This window comes from Rhodanobacter sp. UC4438_H5 (assembly GCF_052978405.1).
Map to the genome: position 1 here is coordinate 3,433,435 of NZ_CM129672.1, position 25,078 is coordinate 3,458,512.

The 25,078-nt window shown below is 68.2% G+C and carries 26 protein-coding genes and 1 other RNA gene; 17 read left to right on the plus strand and 10 right to left on the minus strand.

From position 1 onward, the window contains the following. Positions 1-59: 59 nt before the first annotated feature. The 3 genes from ssrS to ACVCL9_RS15660 form a co-directional block, all read right to left on the minus strand. A non-coding RNA gene (gene ssrS / locus ACVCL9_RS15650) (6S RNA) lies at positions 60-246 on the minus strand. A gap of 65 nt (positions 247-311) precedes the next feature. Next, positions 312-620, minus strand: coding sequence for a cell division protein ZapA (locus ACVCL9_RS15655; RefSeq protein WP_395121142.1), 309 nt, complete (start codon positions 618-620; stop codon positions 312-314). Positions 621-628: 8 nt separating this feature from the next. Continuing rightward, positions 629-862: a TIGR02449 family protein gene (locus tag ACVCL9_RS15660; RefSeq protein WP_136258838.1), complete on the minus strand. Its 234-nt coding sequence runs from the start codon at positions 860-862 to the stop codon at positions 629-631. A 108-nt stretch (positions 863-970) separates the two neighbouring features. On the opposite strand from ACVCL9_RS15660, the gene ACVCL9_RS15665 reads away from it, so the two are divergent. The 4 genes from ACVCL9_RS15665 (at position 971) to cydB (ending at position 5,361) form a co-directional block, all read left to right on the plus strand. Next, complete coding sequence (locus tag ACVCL9_RS15665) at positions 971-1,534, plus strand: UPF0149 family protein (RefSeq protein WP_447097433.1); 564 nt, start codon at positions 971-973, stop codon at positions 1,532-1,534. After that, on the plus strand, positions 1,531-2,871 hold the full coding sequence (locus ACVCL9_RS15670; RefSeq protein ID WP_395121146.1) for an aminopeptidase P N-terminal domain-containing protein: 1,341 nt from the start codon (positions 1,531-1,533) through the stop codon (positions 2,869-2,871). Before ACVCL9_RS15665 ends, ACVCL9_RS15670 begins: the two co-directional genes overlap by 4 nt. Positions 2,872-2,971: 100 nt before the next feature. Then, positions 2,972-4,348 carry a cytochrome ubiquinol oxidase subunit I gene (locus tag ACVCL9_RS15675; RefSeq protein WP_447097432.1) on the plus strand — a complete coding sequence of 459 codons (1,377 nt, stop codon included), beginning with the start codon at positions 2,972-2,974 and terminating at the stop codon, positions 4,346-4,348. A 2-nt stretch (positions 4,349-4,350) separates the two neighbouring features. After that, the gene (gene cydB / locus ACVCL9_RS15680; RefSeq protein ID WP_395121149.1) at positions 4,351-5,361 is read left to right on the plus strand and encodes a cytochrome d ubiquinol oxidase subunit II; all 1,011 of its coding nucleotides are present in this window, start codon (positions 4,351-4,353) and stop codon (positions 5,359-5,361) included. A gap of 106 nt (positions 5,362-5,467) precedes the next feature. Here the strand turns inward: cydB and pepQ are convergent, their stop codons facing one another. The 6 genes from pepQ to rph form a co-directional block, all read right to left on the minus strand. Further along, positions 5,468-6,784, minus strand: coding sequence for a Xaa-Pro dipeptidase (gene pepQ / locus ACVCL9_RS15685; RefSeq protein WP_447097431.1), 1,317 nt, complete (start codon positions 6,782-6,784; stop codon positions 5,468-5,470). 111 nt (positions 6,785-6,895) lie between these two features. Then, the gene (locus tag ACVCL9_RS15690; RefSeq protein WP_395121153.1) at positions 6,896-7,255 is read right to left on the minus strand and encodes a PilZ domain-containing protein; all 360 of its coding nucleotides are present in this window, start codon (positions 7,253-7,255) and stop codon (positions 6,896-6,898) included. After that, positions 7,252-9,585, minus strand: coding sequence for a DUF1631 family protein (locus ACVCL9_RS15695; RefSeq protein ID WP_395121155.1), 2,334 nt, complete (start codon positions 9,583-9,585; stop codon positions 7,252-7,254). The genes ACVCL9_RS15690 and ACVCL9_RS15695 overlap by 4 nt, the downstream gene beginning before the upstream one ends. 73 nt (positions 9,586-9,658) lie before the next feature. Beyond that, positions 9,659-10,825 (minus strand): radical SAM family heme chaperone HemW, encoded by a 1,167-nt coding sequence (hemW, locus tag ACVCL9_RS15700; protein ID WP_447097430.1) that lies wholly within the window; start codon positions 10,823-10,825, stop codon positions 9,659-9,661. After that, positions 10,822-11,421, minus strand: a complete 600-nt coding sequence (rdgB, locus tag ACVCL9_RS15705) for an RdgB/HAM1 family non-canonical purine NTP pyrophosphatase (protein ID WP_447097429.1) — start codon at positions 11,419-11,421, stop codon at positions 10,822-10,824. Before rdgB ends, hemW begins: the two co-directional genes overlap by 4 nt. Position 11,422: 1 nt before the next feature. Then, positions 11,423-12,148 (minus strand): ribonuclease PH, encoded by a 726-nt coding sequence (rph, locus tag ACVCL9_RS15710; protein WP_395121160.1) that lies wholly within the window; start codon positions 12,146-12,148, stop codon positions 11,423-11,425. Between the two features lie 76 nt (positions 12,149-12,224). Between rph and ACVCL9_RS15715 the strand changes: the two genes are divergently transcribed. From ACVCL9_RS15715 to ACVCL9_RS15755, 9 genes are all read left to right on the plus strand, one after another. Then, positions 12,225-13,085, plus strand: a complete 861-nt coding sequence (locus ACVCL9_RS15715; protein WP_395121161.1) for a YicC/YloC family endoribonuclease — start codon at positions 12,225-12,227, stop codon at positions 13,083-13,085. A gap of 137 nt (positions 13,086-13,222) precedes the next feature. Next, positions 13,223-13,762, plus strand: coding sequence for an AHH domain-containing protein (locus ACVCL9_RS15720; protein ID WP_447097428.1), 540 nt, complete (start codon positions 13,223-13,225; stop codon positions 13,760-13,762). Next, complete coding sequence (locus ACVCL9_RS15725; RefSeq protein WP_447097427.1) at positions 13,759-14,307, plus strand: hypothetical protein; 549 nt, start codon at positions 13,759-13,761, stop codon at positions 14,305-14,307. Before ACVCL9_RS15720 ends, ACVCL9_RS15725 begins: the two co-directional genes overlap by 4 nt. Before the next feature lie 96 nt (positions 14,308-14,403). Then, positions 14,404-15,033: a guanylate kinase gene (gene gmk / locus ACVCL9_RS15730; RefSeq protein ID WP_447097426.1), complete on the plus strand. Its 630-nt coding sequence runs from the start codon at positions 14,404-14,406 to the stop codon at positions 15,031-15,033. Between the two features lie 74 nt (positions 15,034-15,107). Beyond that, positions 15,108-15,944, plus strand: a complete 837-nt coding sequence (locus tag ACVCL9_RS15735) for an ABC transporter ATP-binding protein (RefSeq protein ID WP_447097425.1) — start codon at positions 15,108-15,110, stop codon at positions 15,942-15,944. Further along, positions 15,941-16,717: a lipid asymmetry maintenance ABC transporter permease subunit MlaE gene (gene mlaE / locus ACVCL9_RS15740; protein ID WP_447097424.1), complete on the plus strand. Its 777-nt coding sequence runs from the start codon at positions 15,941-15,943 to the stop codon at positions 16,715-16,717. Before ACVCL9_RS15735 ends, mlaE begins: the two co-directional genes overlap by 4 nt. 34 nt (positions 16,718-16,751) lie before the next feature. Continuing rightward, entirely contained in the window at positions 16,752-17,606 is an 855-nt protein-coding gene (mlaD, locus tag ACVCL9_RS15745) for an outer membrane lipid asymmetry maintenance protein MlaD (protein WP_395121169.1), read from the plus strand. Positions 17,607-17,666: 60 nt separating this feature from the next. After that, positions 17,667-18,350, plus strand: a complete 684-nt coding sequence (locus tag ACVCL9_RS15750) for an MlaC/ttg2D family ABC transporter substrate-binding protein (protein ID WP_395121170.1) — start codon at positions 17,667-17,669, stop codon at positions 18,348-18,350. After that, a complete protein-coding gene (locus ACVCL9_RS15755) occupies positions 18,347-18,646 on the plus strand; it encodes an STAS domain-containing protein (RefSeq protein WP_447097423.1) in 300 nt (99 codons plus the stop codon). The genes ACVCL9_RS15750 and ACVCL9_RS15755 overlap by 4 nt, the downstream gene beginning before the upstream one ends. A gap of 16 nt (positions 18,647-18,662) precedes the next feature. On the opposite strand, the gene ACVCL9_RS15760 is transcribed toward ACVCL9_RS15755, so the two are convergent. Next, positions 18,663-19,463: an MlaA family lipoprotein gene (locus tag ACVCL9_RS15760; RefSeq protein WP_395121174.1), complete on the minus strand. Its 801-nt coding sequence runs from the start codon at positions 19,461-19,463 to the stop codon at positions 18,663-18,665. A gap of 226 nt (positions 19,464-19,689) precedes the next feature. Here ACVCL9_RS15760 and rpoZ point away from each other — a divergent pair, with 226 nt between their 5' ends. From rpoZ to recG, 4 genes are all read left to right on the plus strand, one after another. Then, positions 19,690-19,980: a DNA-directed RNA polymerase subunit omega gene (gene rpoZ / locus ACVCL9_RS15765; RefSeq protein ID WP_007509529.1), complete on the plus strand. Its 291-nt coding sequence runs from the start codon at positions 19,690-19,692 to the stop codon at positions 19,978-19,980. Positions 19,981-20,101: 121 nt separating this feature from the next. Further along, positions 20,102-22,270, plus strand: a complete 2,169-nt coding sequence (locus tag ACVCL9_RS15770) for a RelA/SpoT family protein (protein WP_395121176.1) — start codon at positions 20,102-20,104, stop codon at positions 22,268-22,270. 218 nt (positions 22,271-22,488) lie between these two features. Next, positions 22,489-22,872: a RidA family protein gene (locus ACVCL9_RS15775; RefSeq protein ID WP_447097422.1), complete on the plus strand. Its 384-nt coding sequence runs from the start codon at positions 22,489-22,491 to the stop codon at positions 22,870-22,872. 81 nt (positions 22,873-22,953) lie between these two features. Continuing rightward, positions 22,954-25,068: an ATP-dependent DNA helicase RecG gene (gene recG / locus ACVCL9_RS15780; RefSeq protein WP_447097421.1), complete on the plus strand. Its 2,115-nt coding sequence runs from the start codon at positions 22,954-22,956 to the stop codon at positions 25,066-25,068. The last annotated feature ends 10 nt before the right edge of the window (positions 25,069-25,078 follow it).

A 25,078-nucleotide genomic window follows, 5' to 3' on the forward strand; every position in this document is an offset into this window, starting at 1 on the left:
TGGGTGCGCCCTGTTCGTCATCCGGCAATCCGGATGACGAACAGGGCGGGAATCAAGTGGCGTAAACCGCAATGCCGCTGCCCACCAAACGACCTTGATCCACGATGGATCAGGTGGGAGGGCAACATGGCCTCGAGGCTTTCCGCACGCGGCGGACATGCACAACAGCCGATGTAGAGCCGACCCGGGGCCGTATTTAGGAACAAGGCAAATGTAAGAGTGTGCTGGCGAACACCGCAGAAAACGCCGAGGTCAATTCTAGGCGCTTGCCCGGAAATGTCCACCGTTCGCCACGGCGCGGCGCGCGCCGTTCAGGACTTGGCCGGGTCGCCTTCGAGCGCCGCGCTGAGCTTGCTGCGCAGGCTGGCCAGCCCGTCGCTGAGGCGCTGGTTCTGCCCCTCGTGCTGCTTGCGCAGGATGATGAACTCGTGCGCGACGCTGATCGCCGCGAGTACGGCAAGGCGCTCGAAGCCTGGTGCCTTGGCGTGGGCGCGCAATTCGCGCATCTTGCGGTCGAGGTATCCGGCCGCCTCCAGCAGGCCTTCGCGTTCTTCCGGCGCGCAGGCGATCAGGAATTCGCGATCGATGAGTCGCAGCGCGACCGGTTCAGTGCTGGACATGGGTTCGGTCAACCGTTGCTCTCAAGCGATTTCAGCCGCTGGATCATCGCCTCGACCCGGCTGCGTGCCTGCTCGTTGCGTGCCAGCAGGCCGGCGCGTTCGCCGGAAAGCTGCTCCTGGCTCTGGCGCAGGCTGCGGTTCTCCTCGCTGAGCCGGCGCACGGTATCGAGCAGGCGATCCATCTGCTGGCCCAGGGCGGCCAACTCTTGCTGGACAGGGTCAACATGGTCTGGCGTGCTCATGCGCGAAACTATAGCAGGACGCCGGCGGATTTCCGCCTCGTGGCGCACGCTGCCGGCAGCGTGCGGCGGCTGCATTAAACTTGGCTCACTGACCGCAGGACAAGCGCCGTGACCGATACCGACGAGATGGACCACGAGGAGCTGCAGGCATTGGTCGTGCGGCTGCGCCTGGGCACCAGCGCCAGCGAATTGCATGGCTCGCTGACCGGCTACCTGGCCGGTGGCGGGGCGGTGGGCGGCGATGCGCTGCTCGGCGTGCTGGAACTGGATGGCGAGGCAACCGAACCCACCGCCACGGACCGCGCCGAACTCGATGCACTGGCACGGCAGAGCCAGGCGGCGCTGGTCGATGCCGAGCTGGGCTTCGAGCCGCTGCTGCCGGCGGACGACCGCCCGCTGCACGAACGCGCCGACGCCGTGGTGGAATGGTGCCGCGGCTTTCTCGGCGGCTTCGGCCTGGCCGGCGCCGCCGCCCAGGCGTCGCTGTCGGGCGAGGCGCAGGAGGTACTGCGCGACCTGGGCACGATCGCCGGCTCCTCGTTCGATTTCGGCAACGAGAGCGAGGACGAGGACGCGCTGATCGAGGTGCACGAATTCGTGCGCATGGCGGCGATGCTGCTGTTCGCCGAGTGCGGCGCGCGCGATGGCGTTGGCGGGAACACCGTGCATTGAATGCTCCCACGGCCAGCCTGGCGGGGCTTGCGATCGCCGCCGAGGAGTTCGCGCGCCGCCGCCGCCAGCTGATGCAGATGGCCGGCCCCGACGCGGTGCTGCTGGTGGCCGCCGCGCCCGAGCGCATGCGCAACGCCGATGCGGCGTGGCCGTATCGGCAGAACTCCGACTTCCACTATCTGGCCGGCTTCCCCGAGCCCGATGCCGTGCTGGCGCTGCTGCCCGGACGCGCGCATGGCGAGGCGGTGCTGTTCTGTCGCGAGCGCGACATCGAGCACGAGCGCTGGCACGGCCCCAGCATCGGCACCGAGCAGGCGGTGGCGGCCTGGGGCATGGACGATGCGTTCCCGATCGACGATATCGACGACATCCTGCCCGGCATGATCGAGGGCCGCGCGCGGGTGTACTGCCACTTCGGCCACGAGCCCGCGTTCGACGCGCAATTGCTGGGCTGGATGCGCCGCCTGCGCCAGTTGCGCGGCGGCGGCGTGGTGCCCAAGGAGTTCGTCGCGCTGGGCCACTTGCTGCACGATCTGCGCCTGTTCAAGTCGCGCGCCGAACTCAAGCTGATGCGCGCTTCTGCAGCGATCGCGGTGGAGGCGCAACTGGCCGCGCTGCGGCTGGCGCGGCCGGGTCGTCACGAGTACGAGGTCGAAGCCGAACTGCTGGGCACGATCCGCCGCCACGGCGCGGTGCCCGCGTTTGCGCCCACCGTGGCCGGCGGCGCGAATGCCTGCGTGATGCACTACCAGGGCAATCGCGCACCGCTGCGCGAGGGCGAGCTGCTGCTGATCGACGCGGGCGCGGAACTCGATTGCTACGCCTCGGACATCAGCCGCACGTTTCCGCCCAACGGTCGCTACAGCCGCGAGCAGCGCGCGCTGTACGAGGTGGTGCTGGCCGCGCAGCTGGCGGCGATCGAGCAGGTGCGGCCCGGCCTGCCGTTCAACGCCGCGCACGGTGCGGCGGTGCGCGTGCTGAGCGAAGGCCTGTGCGCGCTCGGCCTGCTCGACGGCGATGCGGACGCGGCGGTCGCCAGCGGCAGCTACCGGCGGTTCTTCGCCGCCAAGACCGGCCACTGGCTGGGCCTTGACGTGCACGACGTGGGCGACTACCGCATCGACGGCGAATCGCGCCTGCTCGAACCGGGCATGGTGCTGACGGTGGAACCGGGGCTGTACGTGGCGCCGGACGATCGCTCGGTGGCCGAGCGCTGGCGCGGCATCGGCATCCGCATAGAGGACGACGTGGCGGTGACCCGCGACGGCCACGAGGTGCTGACGGCGGCGATGCCGAAGGACCCGGTCGAGATCGAGGCGCTGCTCGCGGGGCGCTGATCCCCGCGCGGCGAAACGCCACGCGGCGTACCGCCGCGCACCACGAGGCGTGCACGTTTGCCGGCTTATAGTCGGGCGATCCAAGCCGCAGGCGATGACGATGACGGCCGAGTTCCTGTCGCGGATCCAGTTCGGTTTCGTGATGTCGTTCCACATCCTGTTTCCCGCGTTCACCATCGGCCTGGCCAGCTGGCTGGTGTTCCTGGAGGCGCTGTGGCTGCGCCGGCGCAGCGAGATGTTGCGCGACCTGTACTTCTTCTGGCTCAAGGTGTTCGCCGGCTCGTTCGGGCTGGGCGTGGTTTCCGGCATCGTGATGAGCTTCCAGTTCGGCACCAACTGGGCCGGCCTCTCCACCGTGGCGGGCAACGTGCTCGGGCCGCTGCTGAATTACGAGGTGATGACGGCGTTTTTCCTGGAGGCCACCTTCCTCGGCGTGATGCTGTTCGGCTGGAATCGCGTGGGCCACCGCACGCATTTCTTCGCCACCTGCATGGTCGCGCTGGGCACGCTGATCTCCAGCTTCTGGATACTGGCGGCGAACAGCTGGATGCAAACGCCGCAGGGCTACGCGGTCGTCGACGGGGTGATCCATGCCACCGACTGGTGGGCGGCGATCTTCAACCCGTCGTTCCCGACCCGGCTGGTGCACATGGTGCTGGCGTGCTTCCTGAGCACGGCGCTGGTGATCGGCGGCGTGGCGGCGTGGTATCTGCTGCGCGGCATCTGGCAGGACAAGGCGCGGCTGATGCTGCGCTGCGCGCTGGCGCTGGTGGCGTTGGTGATCCCGTTGCAGATCTTCGTGGGCGATCTCTCCGGCCTGGTGGTGCGCGAGTACCAGCCGGCCAAGCTGGCGGCGATCGAGGCACGCTGGACCACCGGGAAAAGCGTGCCGCTGACCCTGTTCGCGTGGCCGGACGAGAAGGCCGAGCGCAACGATTACGCGCTCGACGTGCCGCACCTGGGCAGCCTGATCCTCACCCACAGCTGGAGCGGCGAAGTGCGGGGGCTGAAGGATTTTCCCGTGCACGACCGCCCGCCGGTCGCCGCGCCGTTCTTCAGTTTCCGCATCATGGTCGGCCTCGGCGTGCTGATGTTGCTGCTGGCACTGACGGGCGTGCTGCTGTGGTGGCGCCGACGCCTGTTCGAGCACCGCTGGTACCTGCGCTGCTGGATCGCGATGATGCCGGCCGGTTTCATTGCCCTGCTCACCGGCTGGTACACCGCCGAGATCGGCCGCCAGCCGTGGGTGGTCTACGGCGTGATGCGCACCGTCGACGCCGCCAGTCCGGTGGCAGCCTCCAGCGTGCTCACCTCGCTGATCGTGTATTTCGTCACCTACATGATCCTGTTCGGCTTCGGCAGCTGGTACCTGTTCAAGGTGCTGCGCCACGGTCCGGAGGCGGCACCGCCGCGATTCGGCGCCGAGGCCACCGCGGCGCGGCCGCTGGCCGTGGTCGACGATGGCGGGGAGGACTGAGCATGGAACTTTCCACGACGCTGCCGGTGGTGTGGTTCCTGATCATCGGCTTCGCGATCATGATGTACGTGCTGCTGGACGGTTTCGTGCTCGGTATCGGCATCCTCACCCCGTTCGCCGATGACGAGGCGCAGCAGGAGCTGATGATGAACACCGCCGCGCCGATCTGGGACGGCAACGAGACCTGGCTGGTGATGGGCGGCGCCGGGCTGATGGCGGCGTTCCCGCGCGCCTATGCGGTGATCCTGTCCAGCCTGTACCTGCCGGTGCTGGCGATGCTGATCGCGCTGATCTTCCGCGGCGTGGCGTTCGAGTTCCGCTTTCGGGCGCATACCTCGCGACGCATCTGGGGCGTGGGGTTCCACCTGGGCTCGGTGGTTGCGGCGTTTGCGCAAGGCCTGATGCTGGGCGCCATCGTCGAAGGCATGCCGGCCGAAGGCGGCAAGTACCTGCACGGCGCGTTCGCCTGGTTCAGCCCGTTCGCGGTGATGACCGGCATGGCGCTGGTGTTCGGCTACGGCCTGCTCGGCGCGACCTGGCTGGTGCTCAAGACCGAAGGCCGGCTGCAGCGCATCGCGCGCGACCTGACCCGCCCGCTGATGCTTGCGGTGATCGCGTTCATGGTGATGGTGAGCGCGTGGCTGCCGTTCCTCGATTCGCGGTTGATGGATCGCTGGTTCGCCTGGCCGAACTTGCTGTATCTGTCGCCGCTGCCGATCCTCACTGTGGCAGTCGCCGCCTGGTTGTGGCGCGCGGTGCTGGCCAATCGCGAGGTGGCGCCGTTCGTGCTTGCGCTGAGCTTCTTCGCGCTGGGCTTCCTCGGCCTGGTGGCCGGCATGTGGCCGAACATCGTGCCGCCCGACATGAGCATCTGGGACGCTGCCTCGCCACCCTCCAGCCAGGGTTTCGTGCTGGTCGGCGCGGCCGTCATGATCCCGGTGGTGTTGTTCTATACCGCGTACTCGTACCGCGTGTTCCGCGGCAAGGTGCGCGCGGGCGAGGGGTATCACTGATTGGAGCAGGGAATCGGGAATGGGGAATAGGGAATAGAAAAATCAAAGCACCCCCTGCACGGCTGGGCGACGCTTTTACCATTCCCTATTCCCTATTCCCTATTCCCTATTCCCGCCCCCAGGCATCGCGGGTGAGATTCTCCGGCTCGCCCTCGGTGCACGCCACGTCGTCCTCGATGCGGATGCCGCCGTACTGCTTGAACGCCTCGACCTTGTGCCAGTCGATGTCCTTCGCCAGCGGCTTGTCGCGCAACTCGGCCAGCAGCATCTCGATGAAGTACAGGCCGGGCTCGATCGTCACCACCATGCCGGGCTCCAGCGTGCGGGTCATGCGCAGGTACGGGTGGCCGTCCGGCCGCGGTACGGTGTCGCCGCGGTCGTTCCTGGCGAAGCCGCCCACGTCGTGCACCTGCAGGCCGATCGAATGGCCCAGGCCGTGCGGGAAGAAGGCGCGGGTGACGCCGCTTTCGAGTGCCGATTCGGCCTCCATGCGGATGAAGCCGTGGTCCTTCAGCAGCGCGGCCAGTTGCCGGTGCGCATGCAGATGCAACTCGGCGTAGGGGCGACCGCTGCGCACCATCGCGGCCTGGCTTTGCTGGTTCGCGTCCATCGCGTCGATCAGCGCCTGGAATTCGCCTGCGTCGGCGGCGGCGTGGGTGCGCGTGATGTCGCTGGCGTAGCCCGAGGCGCTGGCACCGGCGTCGATCAGCAGCGAACGCGGGCGTGCCGGCGGTTGCCGGGTGAAATCCATGTAGTGCAGCACGGCGCCATGCTCGTTCAGCGCCACGATGCTGGAGTAGGGCAGTTCGGCGTCGATCTGGCCAGCCGCCGCCAGGTAGGCCTGATGGATGCCCAGCTCGCTGGCGCCGGCACGGAATGCCTGTTCGGCCGCGCGATGCGCGCGCGTGCCGATGCGGCTGGCCGCGCGCATCAGTTCCAGCTCGTACGGCGTCTTGTACGCGCGGTGGTAGTGCAGGTAATCCAGCACCGCGGGAGGGTTGTTGAACGCGATGCCGGCGACGGCGGCGTTCGCTTCGCCGATGCTGGCGCAGCGACCTTGCGGCAGCTCGGCCACCGCTTCCTCGGCGGTGCGCACCACGACGATCTCGAAGCCGTCCACCCAGTAGCCGGCGGGCGCATCCGGCACCACGTGCCAGTAGTCGCGCGGCTGCAGGAAGATCAGCTTCGGCTTGCGGCCCGGGGTGTACGCGACCCAGCTGCCCGGCGCGTCGGTCAACGGCAACCAGTGCTTGAATGGCGGGCTGACGGCGTACGGGTAGTGATTGTCGTCGAGGAACTTGACGCCGGGCATGCCGGCGGCAATCAGCAGGTGGTCGAAGCCGCCGCGGGCGAGCGCCTGCTCGGCATGGTGCTGCACCGTGGCCAGGTGCGCGGGATAAAGCGTGGCGAGTCGATCATGCATGGAGAACTCCCGGCAGGCGCACGGGAAAGGCCCGGCGAATCAGCAAAGACGAATCGCCATGATGACGCCCGCAGGTCGGCAGTTCCAGTGGAGGTGATGCGGCCAGTGCGCCTACGCCTGCGCCAGCCAGCTTTCCAGGCGCGCTGCGTCGATGTCGGTGATGGCGATGATCCGGTAGCCGGCCCAGATCTGGCCGGAGCTGGCGGCGTGCTCGTGCCATTGCTCCTGGATACCCACCTCGATCGGCTGCGACTGCACCAGCGCGCGGCCGGTGGCGGGCAGGTCGATGCGTACCTGGTACAGCGCCTCGCTGCGCGGTGCCTGCGAGGTGATCAGCAGCAGGCCGGTGCTGGACAGGTTGCCCAGGTGGCCGATCGGCTCGCCGCGGATCACGTCGGTGACGATGGCGTTGCCGGGCGCCCGCTTGCGCGGCGCACGACGCTGGTTGGCGGGGCTGTTGGGCGGATTCATCGGTGCCGGAACTCCGCGGGTTTGCCGCTGCGCCCGCTTGCGGCGGCCTGGCGCAGGCTGCCGGTGAGGCCGCGCCACGCGCGGTCGAGCAGGCTTTCCGGCTCGGCCGGCACTTCGCAGACGCGGCCGCGGGCAACTTCGTGGGCGAGCTGGGCCATGGTCATCTCCTCGCCGCGCTGGCCGCGCCGGCTGACCAGCAGGCAGCGTCCCGACATCGGCGAATACCAGGCCAGCTTGCGTCGCGCGATCTGCCCGCTGGCGGGGTCGATGAACTCGAACCAGCTGCCGAACGGCAACTTGCGCAGATGTTGCTCGATGCGCGCCTCGCGCGGATCGACCGCCGGTGGTCGGGTCGATGTCGCCGTTGTCGTTGCGGGCCGGGGCGGCGTCGGCTTGACGATCGGGCTGGCGATCGCGGCTTCGTGGCTGGCCTGCTGTTCACCCAGGCGCTGGTGCTGCTTCAGTCGCAGCGCGAGATCGGTGGCGCTGGGCAGCTCGCTGGCCGGATCGGGCGTACCGACGCCGAGCAGGCGTTGCGCCACCTGCACCGATTCCTCCGCGTGCATGCCGATCTGCTGCAGGCCGCTTTCCACTTCCTGCTGCAGCTGCCGCGGGTCGGGCACCGGCAGGCGGCCGAGCAACTGGTCGGTGATCGCCAGTTGCGCCTTGAACGCGGGGCTGTCCTCGCCATGACGCAGCAGGGTCAGCGCGAGCACGTCGGACCAGGCGCGGTCCAGCAGGGCGCGCAGCAGTCCGCGCGGCGGCGATTGCGCGAAGCGGTCCGCCATCAGCTCGCCGGCGCGATGGCGCGCCTGGTCCAGCCGTTCGCGGCCCTGCGCCGCTTCGACGTGGCGCCGCTCGGCGGCCTGCGCCTTGCGCGTCAGCAGCGCCAGATGGTGTTCGATATCCGCCAGCAGCGTGGTGTAGAGACCGGCGCTGGGCGGCTCCTGGTTGGCGCGGCTGACCAGTTGCTCCAGCTTGCTGGCCAGCGGACGGTTGCTCTCGTCGTCGCTGCCGTCGAGCCAGTCGTTGGCGGCGGCGGCGACGGTGTCGAGCAGCTTGCGCGCGGGATGGTCGCGCTGCTCGAAGAAGTCGTGGTCGGCCACCGCCACGCGCAGCACCGGCAGCTGCAGGTTGCCGAGCAGGCCGCGGGCGTTGCTGCCCTGCTGCAGTTGCTGGCCCAGTTGCTCGAACAGTTCGGCGACCAGCTCCACCGTGTCGCCCTGTTCGCTGGTGAGCTGGGTGCGCGGCGCGCCGGCAGGCTTGCCGAGGTTGAGCTGGGTCAGCAGCTCCTCGCGCAGGCGCGCGGCACTGCGCAGTTCGCGGCTGGCGTGGTCGGTGACCTTGGCCAGATGTTGTTGCAGCGCGCCCAGCGCCGATTGCAGTTCTTCCTCGCTGGCGGCCGGCCCGGCGGCTTCGCCGCTGCCCGTGCCCTGGCCGGCGCGCCGCTGCGACAGCAGGTCGCGCAGCGATTCCAGCACGTGGATGGAATCTTCCGGGGCGCCGCCGGTCGCCGGCTTGGCGGCAGCTTCTGCCGGCGCGGCGGGGGTTTCGCTGGCGGCGCCGATCTCGCCCGTGCCCTGGCGCGGGCGCTTGTTGACGTGGCGCGGTGCCGGCACGCTGCGCAGCTGCGGCAGGATGCCGTCGGACTGCCAGCGCAGGTTGATGGTGCCGTAGAGCTCGCTCAGCGCAGGGAGCACGCACTGGTCGAAGTGCTGCAGCAACAACAACTGGTGCTTGAGTGGCAGCTCCAGCGCGGCGCTGGCCTGGTGGAATGCCTTGGCCAGCGCATGCGGGCCAAGTGGCAGCGATGCGCCTTCCAGCGGCGGCGCGCCGATCAGCACCGCCAGGCGATGGCCCAGTTCGTACAGCGCGCGACCATGGCGTGCGTCGCCGCGGGCGCCGAGCTGGTCCAGCGCCATCGTCATCTCCTGCACGCCGGGGTCGAGCAGTTCCAGCGTCTGCCACGGACTGGCGGTGGCCGCGGTTTCCGCATCGGCGGGCCGGTGTGCATGGCGGTCAAGCTCATTGAGCGCCTTGCCCAGTTCTTCCATGAACGCCTGCACCAGCGCGTTCTGCCCCTGCAGCACGCGTTGGCGGCTGGCGAAGCACTCGTGCTGCTCGTCGGATCGGTGCGCGTGGTCGGCCAGCGCGAAGAGCTGCTTCTCGAATTCGCCGATGCAGCGGCGCACGGGTTCGTGGAGACCTTCCACGCACAGGGTGTAGGCGGTCTCGATCAATTGCTGGGCACGCGCCGGCCACCGCCCCTGATTGAACTGGGCCGTGCCGCGCGATGCCGACATGCGTCGCCGGTCTTGTCCGACGTCCATGCAAAACCTGTGATTTCCCCGGGTTGGCCAAGTCTATGCTGCTTGCCGGGGCTATGCCATCGCCGCGAGCGCGTCAGTCGAGGAAGCTTGCGATCACGTCGTTCAGGAAGCGCTGGCCCAGCGCGGTGGTCTGCAGGCGTTGCGCGTCGCCATGCAGCCAGCCGCGGTCGCGGGCGGCGGCCAGCGCCGCGGCGATCCTCTCCGGCGCCAGCCCCGTGCGCGCGGGGAAATCGGCCATCGGCACGCCGTCGATCAGGCGCAGCGCGTTGAGCATGTACTCGAACGGCAGCTCGGCGGGGGCGACCACGTGGTCGCCCCCGATCCGGCCCGCGCCGCCGGGTTCGCCCATGTACGCGCGCGGGCCGCGCGTTTTCCAGCGCCGGTGGATCTGGCTGCTGCCGGCGTCGCTGAGCTTGCCGTGGGCCCCGGCGCCGATGCCGAGGTAGTCGCCGAACCGCCAGTAGTTGAGGTTGTGTGCGCAGCGCCGGCCGGGCTGCGCGTAGGCGGAGATTTCGTACTGGCCGTAGCCGGCTTCGGCCAGGCGCGCCTCGCAGGCTTCCTGCATTGCCCAGGCGTGGTCGTCGTCGGGCAGCGGTGGCGGGTTGGCGGCGAACACCGTATTCGGCTCCAGCGTGAGCTGGTAGTGCGAGATGTGCGTGGGCCCGAGCGCGATGGCGCGCTCGACGTCGGCCAGTGCGCCGTCCAGTTCCTGCTTCGGCAGCGCGTACATCAGGTCGAGGTTGATGTTGGCGTAGCCGGCGTCCTGCGCGGATTTCACCGCGGCTTCGGCTTCGCCGGCCGAGTGGATGCGGCCGAGCCGCTTCAGCTTGTCGTCGTCGAAGCTCTGCACGCCGAACGAGATGCGGTTCACGCCGGCGGCGAGATAGCCGTCGAAACGGCCGTGCTCGACCGTGCCGGGATTGGTTTCCAGGGTGACCTCGGCGTCGTCGGCCAGCGGCAGGCGCTCGCGCACGCCGTCGAGCAGGCGCGCGATCAGCTCCGGCGCGAACAGGCTGGGCGTGCCGCCACCGAAGAACACGCTGATGACCGCGCGGCCCTCCAGCGCCGCGGCGAAGTCGGCGCGGTCGGCGTCGAGATCGGCCAGCAGGTGGTCGATGTAATCGGCGTACGGCGGCGGCTCGCTGCGCAGGCCGTGCGAGTTGAAGTCGCAGTACGGGCACTTCTTCACGCACCACGGCATGTGCACGTACAGCGACAGCGGCGGCGAGACGATGCTCATGGGCGAAGTTCGCGCAGGCGGTCGTGCAGTTTCGCCAGCGCCTGGCCACGATGACTGAGGCGGTTCTTCAGCGCCGGCTCGAGTTCGGCGGCGCCGAGGGTCTGCCCGTGTGGCAGGAACAGCGGGTCGTAGCCGAAACCTTGCGTGCCGCGCGGGGCGTCGAGCACGCGACCGTGCCAACGGCCTTCTGCGATCAGCGGCGCGGGGTCGTCGGCGTGCTGCAGCAGCGCCAGGACGCAGATGAAGAACGCGCCGCGTCGTTCCGTCGGCACGCCGTCCAGTTCGCGCAGCAGCTTCGCGTTGTTGGCGGCGTTGTCGCCGTGGTTGCCGGCATAGCGCGCCGAGTACAGGCCGGGCGCGCCGCGCAAGTGGTCCACGCACAGACCGGAGTCGTCGGCCAGCGCGGGCAAGCCGCTGGCGCGGGCGGCGTGGCGTGCCTTGAGCACGGCGTTCTCCACGAAGGTGAGGCCGGTTTCCTCGATGTCGTCCACGCCGAGGCTGGCCTGCGGCACCACCTCGAAGCCGGCGTTGGCGAGCAGGGCATGGAACTCGGCGAGCTTGCCGCGGTTGCTGCTGGCGAGGACGATGCGCCGCATGTCAGAGTGCGAGCGCCGCGCGCTGCGCGGCGACCAGTTCGCCGATGCCTTTTTCGGCCAGCGCCAGCATCTGGTCCATCTCGTCGCGGCGGAAGGCGTGGCCTTCGGCGGTGCCCTGCACTTCGATGAAGCCGCCGCCGTCGTTCATCACCACGTTCATGTCGGTGTCGCAGTCCGAATCCTCGGCGTAGTCGAGGTCGAGCACCGGCACGCCCTGGTAGATGCCGACCGAGACCGCGGCGACCGCGCCCACGATCGGGTTGCGCTTGAGGTTCTCGCGCTTCATCAGCAGGTTCACCGCATCGACCAGGGCCACATAGGCCCCGGTGATCGCCGCCGTGCGCGTGCCGCCGTCGGCCTGCAGCACGTCGCAGTCCAGCGTGATCACCCGCTCGCCCAGCGCCTGGCGGTTGACGCAGGCGCGCAGGCTGCGGCCGATCAGCCGCTGGATTTCCATGGTGCGGCCGCCCTGGCCGCCGCGGGCGGCCTCGCGCTGGGTGCGGGTGTTGGTGGCGCGCGGCAACATGCCGTATTCGGCGGTGATCCAGCCCTCGCCTTTGCCGCGCAGCCAGGCCGGCGCGCGATCCTCGATGCTGGCGGTGCACAGCACGCGGGTGTCGCCGAAGCTGACCAGCACCGAGCCTTCGGCGTGGCGGGTGTAATGACGTTCGAGGCTGACGGTGCGCAGCTGGTCGCTGGCGCGGCCACTGGGGCGGCTGGGATTCATGAAGGGTGGCCGGATTGGGCAAGGGGGACCGGAGAGTTTACCATTGCGTCCTTTCCCCGATGTCCGGAAGGCGCCGATGATCCGCAGCATGACGGCCTACGCCAGTGCCGAAACCACCGGCCCCGCGGGCACGCTCAGCTGCGAGCTGCGCACGGTCAACCATCGCTACCTGGAGCTGAGCCCGCGCTTGCCGGACGACCTGCGCGCGTTCGAATCGCAGTTGCGCGAGCGGGTGGCGGCGAAGCTGTCGCGCGGCAAGCTGGACCTCACCGTGCGTCGCGCGGGCGAGGGGCGCGGCGAGGCGTTGCAGGTGAACGGCGCACTGCTCGCGCGGCTGTCCGAGCTGAACCTGGACATGGCCGCGCTGTTCCCCGGCCTGCAGGTGCAGTTCACCGAGCTGCTGCGCTTTCCGGGCGTGATGCAGCAGGCCGAGGTCGATCCCGAAGCGCAGCAAACCGCGCTGTTCGACGTGCTCGACCGCGCGCTGGATGCGCTGGCGGCCACCCGCGAACGCGAGGGCGAGAAGCTGGGCGCGATCCTGCACGAGCGGCTCGACGCGATCGAGCGCGTGGTCGCCGAGGTGCGCGGCTGGATGCCGGAGATCCGCACCGCGCTGCGCACCCGGCTGGAAACCCGGCTGGCCGACCTCAAGCAGCCGGTCGAGCCGGGCCGGCTGGAACAGGAGCTGGTGCTGCAGATCACCCGCAGCGACGTGGACGAGGAGCTGGACCGGCTCGCCACCCACATCGCCGAGACGCGCCGCGTGCTGGGCCTGGCCGAACCGGTCGGCCGCCGGCTGGATTTCCTGATGCAGGAGTTCAACCGTGAGGCCAACACGCTCGGTTCCAAGTCGGTCGACGCGCGCAGCACCAACGCGGCGGTCGAGCTCAAGGTGCTGATCGAGCAGATGCGCGAACAAGTGCAGAACATCGAGTAGTGCCGGCCGGCCCGGATCGAGCCGCGGTTGTGGTTTCAAATGCATGCGTTCTGGAGATGGGCATGGCAAGAGACGGAAGGCCTGGTGCGCCCCGCGGGGGGTTGCGCCAACCACGGCGCACCACGGCGCAGCTCAGGGTGAATGCGGCTCGCTTAGTAGGCGGGCTCAACCCGAACGCTGCCGTCAATGATGTCATCCTCGAGGCCGCGAAAGCGGAGGTCCGTTACCGGAATGGAGTGACGCTGCCCGCAAATGCAGAGCGGCTTCTGGCAGACGCCAGACGCGAGGGTGCGAGACACTCGACTGACTTGGCGCGGAACTTGGCGTCGGCAAATATCGACCGGCCGAAGGGCGCCGCGGCCCACCACATCGTGGCCCATGGAGACTCGCGAGCTTTTCCGTCGCAGGAATTGCTGTTTGGCTGGGGTATCGCCATCAATGACGTTGACAATGGCGTCTATCTGCCCCGCTTCAAGAAAAGCATCGTCACCGGCATGCCTGACGCCATCAAGCACTCGGTTTTGCATACAGGGCTCTACCATCTTGAGGTCTATGCGCGACTGGTCGACATTGATCAGGGTGCGGAGCACAGTCAGGCAGGACGCGAAGCGCTTCGGGGAATCAAGACGCAGCTGCTTGACGGAACCTTCCCCTACCGGTCGGGAGACGGGGCATGACAGTCTGGGAGATCAAGGCTGGCCCAGCCGACCGGATGGCGATGCTGGTGGTGCCGCAGGCCGAACAGGTCATGGGCGCGATGAAGCGCTTCGGTGGCAATGGCAATGTTCTGCATTGGCACGAGCGACCAAAGCTGCAGGTGTACGCCGACAAGCGCCGGAAGCGCCTGCCACGAAGCGACGTCAGCCCCTTTGTCCCCGGGGCGTTGGTGTTGAATTCCAAGGCGTTCGCCACGCTGGGCGGGTTCCTGGCTGATTTCGGGCAGTTGCTGGAGCTCGATGTCGACGGCGAGGTCGAGTACTTCTTCAACGCCACGCACCTCGTGCCGTGCATAGACCGCGAGCGATCCGAAACGCGCCCCGGTGGCACGGTGGGCCGGGAAGCGTTTCTCGCCAACGCCGTTCCGTCCGAGGCTGCGGTGTTCAAGGATCCGGCGACCGCACGCTCGCGTCTTTACACCAATGATGCCGGCAAGCGAACCTTGGAGGATGTCGCCGCTGCACATTCCGTCAGCGGCTTGGTCTTTACTCGGGCCGGCCTGTGATGTGCGATGCCCTCCATGGTGGCTTGATTCGATGCAAGCGCGTTTGCCATGGAGCTTGCCGGGCATGACGAGGCACGCGAAAGGTTGCTTGTCACCATGATGGAAATCGGAACGCTGTTCGTGGTTGCCGCGCCTTCGGGCGCCGGCAAGTCGACCTTGGTCAATGCGCTGCTGGAGCGCGATAGCGCGATTTCGCTGTCGGTGTCGCACACCACGCGACCACCGCGGTCGGGCGAGCTGTACGGACGTCACTACTATTTCGTCGAGCGCGAAGTGTTCGAGCAGCAGGTCGCGGAAGGCATCTTCCTGGAGCATGCCGAGGTGCACGGCAACCTCTACGGCACCTCGCGCAACACCGTGCAGAAGCTGCTGGCGCAGGGGCGCGACGTGCTGCTGGAGATCGACTGGCAGGGTGCGCAGCAGATCCGCGCGAGCAAGCCCGACTGTGTCAGCGTGTTCATCCTGCCGCCGTCGCGGGCGGAACTGGAACGGCGCCTGCGCGGCCGCGGGTCGGACAGTGCCGAGGTGATCGAACGCCGGCTGCGCAACTCGCGCGGCGAGATCGCCCACGCCCACGAGTTCGACTACATCATCGTCAACGACCGCTTCGAAACGGCGCTGGACGATCTGCAGGCGATCGTGCGCGCGGTGCGCCTGCGCGGCGCGCTGCAACTGCGCCGGCACGAGGCGCTGATCGCCGAACTGCTGGACGGCGAGGCCGGTTGAACCGCGGCGCCTGCGCATGGTCTTAGTCCGACGCTTCCGCTACCTTGTCCGCTTACCCACCTCCTTTGCCGCCCATGAACGAAACCGCTCGCGCCACGCCTGACGACGCCACCCTGGTGCGCATCCGCGGGCTGACCACGGTGCTCAACGGCAAGACCATCTTCGACACGCTGGATCTCGACATTCCGCGCGGCAAGATCACCTCGATCATGGGCCCCAGCGGCACCGGCAAGACCACCCTGCTCAAGCACATCACCGGGCAGATGCGCGCCGATGCCGGCAGTGTCCACGTCGACGGCCACAATGTCGCCGAGCTGTCGCGCGAGGAGCTGTACAAGCTGCGCGAGGGCGTGGGCTACCTGTTCCAGAACTCCGCACTGCTGACCGATTTCGACGTGTTCGAGAACGTGGCGTTCCCGCTGCGCCAGCACACGAAACTGCCGGAGGTGCTGATCCGCAACCTGGTGCTGATGAAGCTGCAGGCGGTGGGTCTGCGCGGCGCGGCGCGGCTGATGCCGAACGAGCTGTCCGGCGGCATGGCGCGGCGAGTGGCGCTGGCGCGGGCGATCGTGTTCGACCCGCAGCTGATCCTGTACGACGAGCCGTTCGTGGGGCTGGACCCGGTGGCGCTGAACCAGGTGCTGAAGCTGATCCAGACGCTGAACCAGACCCTCGGCATCACCAGCGTGCTGGTCTCGCACGAACTGCCCGCGGTGCAGCGCATCGCCCACCACGTGGCCCTGCTGTCCAACGGCAAGGTGGTGGCACAGGGCAACCCGGCGACGATCGCCGACGACGGCTCGCCGTGGACGCGGCAGTTCTTCGGCGGCGAAGCGGACGGCCCGATCCCGTTCCGCTACCCGGCTGGCGACTACGCCGCCGCGCTGGGCTTTGCCGAGGCAACGAAATGAACGCGCACGCCCCGCAACCCCGCAACGTGTTGACCCAGTCGCTGGCGCAGATCGGCGGCTGCGGCCTGTTTCTGCTGACCCTGCTGGCGGCGATCCCGCGCAGCTTCCGCTACCTGCGCGAAACCGTCCGTCAGCTGTGGTTTGTCGGCGCCATGAGCCTGACCATCATCATGGTCTGCGGCCTGTTCGTCGGCATGGTGCTGATGCTGCAGCTGTACCACGTGCTGTCGATCTTCGGCGGCACCTCGGCCAGCGGCATGGTGGTGGCGCTGTCGGTGTACCGCGAGCTGGGGCCGGTGGTCACCGCGCTGCTCTTCGCCGGGCGCGCCGGCACCGCGATCACCGCCGAGATCGGCCTGATGCGCGCCACCGACCAGATTTCCGCGATGGAGATGATGGCGGTCGACCCGATCGCCTACGTCGCCACGCCGCGCTTCCTGGCCGGCCTGATCGCGATGCCGCTGCTGTGCTGCGTGTTCTGCGCCATGGCGATCTTCGGCGGCCACCTGGTCGGCGTGACCTGGCTCGGCATCGACAACGGCACGTTCTGGTCGAACATGACCGCCCAGGTCGACGTGCATACCGACATCGTCAACGGCGTGCTGCTGAAGAGCCTGGCCTTCGGCGCGGTGGTGGCGCTGATCGCGGTGTTCCAGGGCTTCACCACGCCGCCGACCAGCGAGGGCGTGGCGTACGCCACCACCCGTACCGTGGTCGCCTCGTCGATCGCCATCCTGGCGCTCGACTTCGTCCTCACCGCCTTCCTGATGTGACTGCCATGACCCATCGTTTTCCGAGGATTCTGCCGTGAGCCAACCGAGAAGTTCCTATGCCGTCGGCACCGGCCTGTTCATCGTGCTGGGCTTCGCCGCGCTGGCCTACCTGGCGACGCAGACCAGCTCGGTGGCCAACAACGTGCGCCAGGGCGACAGCTACGACGTCACCGCGCAGTTCACCAACATCGGCCAGCTGAAGGAGCGCGCGCCGGTGAAGATCGCCGGCGTGCGCGTGGGCCAGGTGCAGGCGATCACGCTGGCGCCGGGGCGCGACGCGGCCGAGGTGAAGCTGTCCATCGACAAGCGCTACGACCACATCCCGCAGGATTCGGTGGCGACGATCTTCACCAGCGGCCTGCTCGGCGACCAGTACGTGGGCATCGACTACGGCAGCGCGAAACAGATGGTGGCCGCCGGCGGCACGCTGGCGCGGACCAAGTCGTCGCAGCCGCTGGAGGAGATGCTGGGCAAGTTCTTCGGCGCCGGCGGCGTGGTCGACAACATCGGCGGCAGCTACACGGTCAAGGCCGATTTCACCAACGTGGGCACCTTGTCGGCGGGCGCGCCGGTGAAGATGGCCGGCGTGGTGATCGGCAGCGTGCAATCGGTGCGCGCCGACCCGACCAAGCTCAACGCCGAGGTCATCCTGGCGATCGACAAGCGCTACGACCAGATTCCCGACGATTCGGCCGCCGCGGTGTTCACCAGCGGTTTGATCGGCAGCCAGTATGTTGCGATCCAGCCGGGCGGCTCGCCCGACGTGCTCAAGAACGGCGACGAGATGATCCTGACCCAGTCCGCGATGCAGCTGGAGGATCTGATCGGCAAGTTCCTGGTCAACGGTTCGCCCGGCGACAAGAAGGACGCCGGCAGCGGCAAGCAGTAGAACCCCATCGAATCCCCGTCGGCGGCGCCTGCCGCCGGCCATGCCCCAAGGAGTAACCCCATGCTGCGCAGACTGGCCCTTGCCACCGCCCTTGCGTTCGCCACTGTTGTGGTCGGTGCCCCGGCGTTCGCCCAGGATGCGGCCACGGCCGCCGCGCCGGCGGCCGTCCAGCAGACCCCGGTGCAGATCGTGCAGGGCATCGCCGACCAGCTGGCCACCGCGATCGAGGGTCACCGCGACGAGCTCAAGCGCGACAAGGAAAAACTGATCGCCATCATCGACGACGTGTTCCTGCCGCACTTCGACATCGACTACGCCTCGATCCTCGTGCTCGGCCGGCATGCACGCGAGGCCACCCCGGCACAGCGCGACCGCTTCGCCAAGGCGTTCTACAACTCGATCACCCATCGCTACGCCGAGGGTCTGCTCAACTACACCCGCGGCAAGGTCAAGGTGCTGCCGTTCAACGGCGACCTCAACGACAAGCGCACCGTGGTGCGCACCCAGGTGGTGCTGGACGACGGCAAGCTGGTGTCGATCGACTACGCGTTCCGCAAGAGCCGCAGCGGCGACTGGAAGGCGTACGACGTGATCATCGAAGGCATCTCCTACGTCACCAATTACCGCAACCAGGTGGACGCGGAGATCCGCAAGGTCGGCATCGAGCAGCTGATCACCAACCTGGAAACCCAGGGCGAGAAGGCACTCGACACGCTCGACAAGGACAGCAAGGACAGCCAGTGAACGCGCCCACGGGTTTCCGCCTGGACATCGTGGCGCCGACTGTCCTGGCGGTGAACGGCGTGCTTGATTTCGGCACCGCCGCGGCTGCGCTCGCAGCCATGCGCGCGGCGCTGGATGGCGAGGTGACGCAACTGGACCTGGCGGGCGTCAGTCATTGCGACAGCGCCGGCCTGGCCTGCGTGCTGGCTGCCGCCGCGGAAGCGAACCGGCGAGGTCGTCCGTTGCGGGTGGTCGGGATGCCGGCCAGCATGCAGGCGCTGGCCCAGGTCTGCGAGGTCGATACGCTGCTGGCGTGAGTCGTGCCCGCAGGGCTCAGTGCTGGTCGTCCTGCTTGGGGTGACCCTTTTCCCAATCGTGCTGCTGTTCCAGCAGCTCGTCCGGGTCGAAGCCGGGCGTATCCAGTCCCTGCATCCGTTCGATCAGCGCCGCCGGCGGGTTGCCGTCGTAAAGCTTGTACAGGCGCTGTTGCCGGTAGGCGTCGCGGATGAACACGTACGGGTCGTAGGCCGATTGCAGGAAACTCTCCGCGTCGATCGCGCGCGAGCGCAGCGTGATCAGATACATCGCCTGCGGCGCGTACTGCAGGCCGTTGTAGTGGTGGTTGGCGGCGTACAGGCTCAGCGGATCGAAGAAATAGCTGTCCACCGGCATCCGCCACATGTCGCGTGCGGTACTGGGGCCGAACAGCGGCAGCATCAGGAAATCGCCTTCCGGCGCACCCCAGCGTGCCAGCGTGATGCCGAAGTCGTTGTCCTCGATCGGCAGTCCCAGTTGGCTGGCCGGGTCGAAGAAACCGCCGATGCCCAGGGTGAGGTTGACCAGGAAACGGGCAGTGCTCTGCAGGGCCTGCTTGGGCCGCGCCTGCAGCAGGTCGTTGGCGACCGTGACCGGGGTGCGGATATTGGTGAAAAAGTCGCTGAACGAACGCCGCACCGGCGGGTTGGTGACCTTGCGGTAGACCAGCGCCACCGGCCGTATGGCCACTTTGTCCACTGCAGTATTGAACTGGTACGCCTCGCGGTTGTACTTCTCCAGCGGGTCGTCGGTGCGCGGCTTGGCAATGGCGCAGCCCGCCAGCAAGGCGATCGCGAGCACCGCCAACCAGCGGCTCATGGAATGGGGGCGAGGCAATGAGGGCATCGTGCGGTGGGGATTCGCGTCGGGGACAGTATAAGTGTACTGTCTGGTTTTATATCTTGCACGGCTTTCGGGCCGCTTTCGTGAATGCAGCCGTATTCGCGGCCAGCCCACCATGATACGCGTCGCCCGCATTGCCAGCAAAGCACCTGCTGGCTACACTGGTCGACCGTATAAGTCACTATTCTCCGAAGGATTTCACATGGCACGCATTACCGTGGAGGACTGCCTCGAGGTGGTCGACAACCGATTCGAGCTGGTCCTGATGGCCACCAAGCGCGCACGACAGCTCGAGAAGGGTGCCGAACCGGCGGTCAACCCCGACCACGACAAGCCCACGGTGCTGGCGCTGCGCGAGATCGCGGCCCGTCGCATCGACCAGGCCACGATCGACCAGATCGACAAGGCCGAGCGCGAGCGCGCCGAGCGCGAAGCGCTGGAGTGGGCCGCCGCGGAAGTCGACGACGACCTTTCCAAGGGCGGCGACGACTGATGGGCGATGACTGCCGGCGCTGCCGCGATCATGCCTTGCAGGGCATGAGCAAGCGCGCGCGCCCGACAGTCTCCGGACACCTCGCTTCCGGGGTGGGCGCCTGAGCCGGCGCCAGGCACCGATGCCCGCGACCGCTCCACCGGCTCCGGTCGATCCGGCCGCCTGGCCACCCTACGTGCTGGCGCTGAAAGAGCGCATCGCTTATCTGCCCCCCGCACAAGTCACCCTGGTGTTGCGTGCGTACGCCGTCGGCGCACAGGCGCATGCGGGGCAGGAGCGCAAGAGCGGGGAGCCGTACATTACCCACCCGGTGGCAGTGGCCAGCATCCTGGCCGAGCTGGGGCTGGATGCCGAAACAATCATCGCGGCCATCCTGCATGACACGCTGGAAGACACCGAACTGAGCCGCGAAGCGCTGGCCGGCGAGTTTGGCGAGGTGGTGGCCGAGCTGGTGGACGGCGTCACCAAGCTGGACAAGATGCGCTTCGGCACGCGCCAGGAAGCCGATGCGGAAAGCTTCCGCAAGATGCTGCTGGCGATGGCGCGCGACATCCGCGTGATCCTCATCAAGCTGGCCGATCGCCTGCACAACATGCGCACGCTGGGCGCCAAGGACCAGGGTTCGCGCCGCCGCATCGCGCGCGAGACGCTGGAGATCTTCGCGCCGATCGCGCAGCGCCTGGGCATGAACAAGTTCAAGGCCGAGCTGCAGGATCTAGGTTTCCGCGCGCTGTATCCGGACCGCTACCGGGTCATCAGCGAGCGCATCCGCGCCGCGCTGGGCAATCGCCGCGAGGTGATGAGCAAGATCGAGACCGCGCTCACCACGCAGTTGGCGTCCGAGCATCTGAGCGCCCACGTGGTCGGCCGGATCAAGTCGCCGTGGAGCATCTACTCGAAGATGCGCAACGAGCACAAGACGTTCGCGCAGCTGATGGACGTGTACGGTTTCCGCGTGGTGGTCGACAGCGCCACCAGCTGCTACGTGGCGCTTGGTGCGGTGCACGCGCTGTACAAGCCGGTGGACCGGCGCTTCAAGGATTTCATCGCGATCCCCAAGGCGAACGGCTACCAGTCGCTGCACACGGTGCTGCTCGGGCCGTTCGGCGCGCCGATCGAGGTGCAGATCCGCACCGCCGAAATGGATTCCGTGGCCGAACGCGGCGTGGCGGCGCACTGGGCCTACAAGACCGATTCGGGCCCGGCCAACAGTGCCCAGGTGCGCGCGCGCGAATGGCTGGCGTCGATGGTGGACAGTTCGGCGAACACGGTGTCCTCCTCGGAGTTCATCGAGAACGTCAAGATCGACCTGTTCCCCGACGAGGTCTATTTGTTTACCCCCCGCGGCGACATCCTCTCGCTGCCGCGCCATGCCACTGCGCTGGATTTCGCCTACGCGGTGCACACCGACGTGGGCGACCACGCGGTGGCCGCGCGCGTGGACAAGAAACTCACCCCGCTGCGCAGCCGGCTCGAATCGGGCCAGCTGGTGGAAATCATCACCGCGCCCTCGGCCGTGCCCAACCCCGCGTGGCTGGAGGTGGTGGTCACCGGCAAGGCGCGCACCGCGATCCGCCAGTACCTGAAACATCTGCAGCACGAGGACGCGGTCGATTTCGGCCACCGGATGCTGGATCGCGCGCTGGATGCGCTCGGCAGCAGCCTCGACGCGATCGCGCCGACGACGCTCGACCGCTTCCTGAAGACCTCCAAGTTCAAGCGGTTGGAGGAGCTGCTCTCCGACATCGCGCTGGGCAACCGCATGCCTGACGTGGTCGCGCGCCAGTTGCTGGGCTCGCGCTGGAAGAAGGCCGCCGGCTCCAAGGCAGGCGTGGCGCTGGCGCAGGAGAAGATCCGCATCAGCGGCGGCGAGCGCGGCGTGCTCAGCTTCGCCAACTGCTGCCACCCGCTGCCCGGCGACGACATCGTCGGCTACCTGTCCTCCGGCAAGGGCATCGTGGTGCATCGCGTGGAGTGCCCGAACGTGGTCGAGTTGCGCCGCTCGCCGGAACGGCTGGTGGCGATCGAGTGGGATCGCGACGTCAAGGGCGACTACCGCGCGCAGTTGCACATCGAGGTGATCAACCGCCCGGGCGTGCTCGCCACCGTGGCGGCGGCGATTGCGGCGGCCGATTCCAACATCGAGAACGTCGAGTACGTCGAGCGCGATGCCTCGGCGGCCACGCTGCTGTTCTCGATGGAAGTGAAGAGCCGCAAGCACCTGGCCGACGTGATCCGCCGCGTGCGCCGCACCGGCGTGGTCAGCGCGGTGCGGCGGTATCCGTTGTAATGACCGGGAATAGGGAATGGGGAATAGGGAATAGGGAATAGGGAATAGGTCGCTCCGACCGATGCCGCGCGTAGGGCGGGCAACGCCCGCCGGCCTTGCATCGCAGTGGTGCGGGCGCCGTGCAGTGAAGCGGGGCCGAGTTATCATCGGCGGTCTCAATCGGCTGCAGCACGCTCCTTCGAATCTCCAATCCCGACTCCCGCCCCCAAGGAAACGCCATGCCTTTCGACATCATCGCCACCGACCAGGCACCGGCCGCCATCGGCCCGTATTCGCAGGCCGTGCGTGCCGGCAACACCGTCTATTTTTCCGGCCAGATCCCGCTGGACCCGACCACCGGCAGCCTGGTCGACGGCGACATCGGCGTGCAGACGCGACGGGTGTTCGACAATCTCGCCGCGGTGGCGCAGGCTGCCGGCGGCTCGCTGGCGCAGATCGTGCGCGTGGGCATCTATGTCACCGACCTGGCCAACTTCGCCGCCGTCAACGCGGTGATGGCCGAATACTTCCAGCAGCCGTATCCGGCGCGCTCGACCATCGAGGTTTCCGCGTTGCCGAAGGCGGCGCAGGTAGAGGTCGATGCGATCATGGTGCTGGACTGATCCACGTCGCGGCTGTCGCCGACAGCCCGCAGCGGCGGCATCCTTACGACTGACGGGGATGCTCGGTTAGGCTTGGGTTTCATGGCCACGCGCAACGCCCGTCCCGTTTCTCCCGCCATTGCCGACCCCGGCATCGCGCCGCTCGCCACGTTGCCCGGCGTGGGCCCGGCGCTGGTCGCGTCGCTGGGCAAGCTCGGCCTGACGCGGGTGCAGGATCTGTGGTTCCACCTGCCGTTGCGCTACGAGGACAAGACGCGCATCACCGCGATCGCGGACTTGCGCGCAGGGGAACGCGCGCAGGTCGAGGGCGTGGTCGAGGCCGTCGAGCGCGGCTTCCGCCATCGCCCGCAACTCAAGGTGGCGATCGGCGACGCCAGCGCGCAGACCCTGCTGCTGCGCTTCTTCCATTTCAATCGCGCGCAGGCCGAACAACTGGTGCCGGGCACGCGGCTGCTCTGCTACGGCGAGGTGCGCCACGCCGCGCAGGGGCTGGAGATGGTGCACCCGAGCTACCAGCGCCTGGGTGGCAGCGAAGCCTCGGTGGTCGACGAGCAGCTCAGTCCGGTGTATCCCACTACCGAGGGCCTGGGCCAGAAGCGCCTGGTCGCGGTGATCGGCAAGGCACTGGCCCTGCTGCCGCCGGCCGGGCAACTGGAGCTTATTCCGCCGGCGCTGTGCCGCACGCACGGCCTGACATCGCTGCGCGATGCGCTGCTCTACGTGCACCGGCCACCGCCGGACGCGCACCTGGGCCAGTTGCTGCTCGGTCGCCACCCGGCCCAGCAGCGGCTCGCCTTCGAGGAGTTGCTGACCCAGCACCTTAGCCTCAAGCGCCTGCGCGCCGTGGTGCGGCAACGCCGTGCGCCGGTGCTGGGCGCACCGCGGCAGCTGCATCGGCAATTGCTGCGCGCATTGCCGTTCCGCCTCACCGCGGCGCAGCAGCGCGTGAGCGAGGAGGTCGCGCGCGACCTGGCGCAGGCCCAGCCGATGCTGCGCCTGGTGCAGGGCGACGTCGGCAGCGGCAAGACCGTGGTGGCCGCGCTGGCCACGCTGGCCGCGGTGCACGCGGGCTACCAGACCGCCCTGATGGCACCGACCGAATTGCTGGCCGAGCAGCATCTGCGCAACTTCCGGCAGTGGTTGCAGCCGCTGGGCATCGAGGTGGAATGGCTGGCCGGCAAGGTCACCGGCAAGACACGCCGGCAGGCGCTGGCCCGCGTGGCCGACGGCGCGGCGGTGGTGATCGGCACGCACGCCTTGATGCAGGAGGGCGTGGCATTTGCGCGGCTGGGCCTGGTGATCGTCGACGAGCAGCACCGCTTCGGCGTGCAGCAGCGGCTGGCATTGCACGAGAAGGGCCGCCAGGACCGACTGGTGCCGCATCAACTGGTGCTCACCGCCACGCCGATTCCGCGCACGCTGGCGATGAGCGCGTATGCCGATCTCGACGTCTCGTCGATCGACGAATTGCCGCCCGGACGCACGCCGGTGCAGACCATCGCGGTATCCAATGCGCGCCGCGCCGAAGTGATCGAGCGCATCCATGCCGCCTGCGCCGAGGGGCGGCAGGTGTACTGGGTGTGCACCCTGATCGAGGAATCCGAGCAGCTGCGCGCGCAGGCGGCCGAAGTCGCCCACGCCGAGTTGTGCGCGGCGCTGGAGGGCTTTGCCGTGGGTCTGATCCACGGCCGCATGAAGGCAAAGGACAAGCAGGCGGTGATGGACGCGTTCAAGGCCGGCGAGCTGGCCGTGCTGGTGGCCACCACGGTGATCGAGGTCGGCGTCGACGTGCCCAATGCCAGCCTGATGGTGATCGAGAACAGCGAGCGGCTTGGCCTGGCACAGCTGCACCAGTTGCGTGGTCGCGTCGGCCGCGGCGCGGTGGCCTCCAACTGCGTGCTGCTGTATCAACCGCCGCTGGGCCAGCTCGCGCGCGAGCGCCTGCAGGTCATGCGCGAAACCAGCGACGGCTTCCGCATTGCCGAGAAGGATCTGGAACTGCGTGGCCCCGGTGAAGTGCTCGGCACCCGCCAGACCGGCCAACTCGCCTTCCGCATCGCCGACCTGTCGCGCGACGCGCACCTGCTGCCCGCGGTGCAGGCGGTGGGCGAACGCATGCTGGCCGAGTTCCCCGACCAGACCAGCCGGTTGATCGAGCGCTGGATCGGCGGCGCCGCGCGGTTCGCAGATGCGTGAGCGGTCATCG

Bases quoted from the DNA above. Each gene is read 5' to 3' on its own strand.
- ACVCL9_RS15655 (WP_395121142.1), bottom strand. From the start codon at position 620: ATGTCCAGCACTGAACCGGTCGCGCTGCGACTCATCGATCGCGAATTC.
- ACVCL9_RS15750 (WP_395121170.1), top strand. From the start codon at position 17,667: ATGCTGCGCAGACTGGCCCTTGCCACCGCCCTTGCGTTCGCCACTGTT.
- rph (WP_395121160.1), bottom strand. From the start codon at position 12,148: ATGAATCCCAGCCGCCCCAGTGGCCGCGCCAGCGACCAGCTGCGCACC.
- ACVCL9_RS15725 (WP_447097427.1), top strand. From the start codon at position 13,759: ATGACAGTCTGGGAGATCAAGGCTGGCCCAGCCGACCGGATGGCGATG.
- ACVCL9_RS15760 (WP_395121174.1), bottom strand. From the start codon at position 19,463: ATGAGCCGCTGGTTGGCGGTGCTCGCGATCGCCTTGCTGGCGGGCTGC.
- ACVCL9_RS15660 (WP_136258838.1), bottom strand. From the start codon at position 862: ATGAGCACGCCAGACCATGTTGACCCTGTCCAGCAAGAGTTGGCCGCC.
- mlaE (WP_447097424.1), top strand. From the start codon at position 15,941: ATGAACGCGCACGCCCCGCAACCCCGCAACGTGTTGACCCAGTCGCTG.
- rdgB (WP_447097429.1), bottom strand. From the start codon at position 11,421: ATGCGGCGCATCGTCCTCGCCAGCAGCAACCGCGGCAAGCTCGCCGAG.
- cydB (WP_395121149.1), top strand. From the start codon at position 4,351: ATGGAACTTTCCACGACGCTGCCGGTGGTGTGGTTCCTGATCATCGGC.
- ACVCL9_RS15735 (WP_447097425.1), top strand. From the start codon at position 15,108: ATGAACGAAACCGCTCGCGCCACGCCTGACGACGCCACCCTGGTGCGC.
- rpoZ (WP_007509529.1), top strand. From the start codon at position 19,690: ATGGCACGCATTACCGTGGAGGACTGCCTCGAGGTGGTCGACAACCGA.
- ACVCL9_RS15675 (WP_447097432.1), top strand. From the start codon at position 2,972: ATGACGGCCGAGTTCCTGTCGCGGATCCAGTTCGGTTTCGTGATGTCG.
- recG (WP_447097421.1), top strand. From the start codon at position 22,954: ATGGCCACGCGCAACGCCCGTCCCGTTTCTCCCGCCATTGCCGACCCC.
- pepQ (WP_447097431.1), bottom strand. From the start codon at position 6,784: ATGCATGATCGACTCGCCACGCTTTATCCCGCGCACCTGGCCACGGTG.
- ACVCL9_RS15690 (WP_395121153.1), bottom strand. From the start codon at position 7,255: ATGAATCCGCCCAACAGCCCCGCCAACCAGCGTCGTGCGCCGCGCAAG.
- ACVCL9_RS15775 (WP_447097422.1), top strand. From the start codon at position 22,489: ATGCCTTTCGACATCATCGCCACCGACCAGGCACCGGCCGCCATCGGC.
- ACVCL9_RS15695 (WP_395121155.1), bottom strand. From the start codon at position 9,585: ATGGACGTCGGACAAGACCGGCGACGCATGTCGGCATCGCGCGGCACG.
- ACVCL9_RS15770 (WP_395121176.1), top strand. From the start codon at position 20,102: ATGCCCGCGACCGCTCCACCGGCTCCGGTCGATCCGGCCGCCTGGCCA.
- gmk (WP_447097426.1), top strand. From the start codon at position 14,404: ATGATGGAAATCGGAACGCTGTTCGTGGTTGCCGCGCCTTCGGGCGCC.
- hemW (WP_447097430.1), bottom strand. From the start codon at position 10,825: ATGAGCATCGTCTCGCCGCCGCTGTCGCTGTACGTGCACATGCCGTGG.
- ACVCL9_RS15715 (WP_395121161.1), top strand. From the start codon at position 12,225: ATGATCCGCAGCATGACGGCCTACGCCAGTGCCGAAACCACCGGCCCC.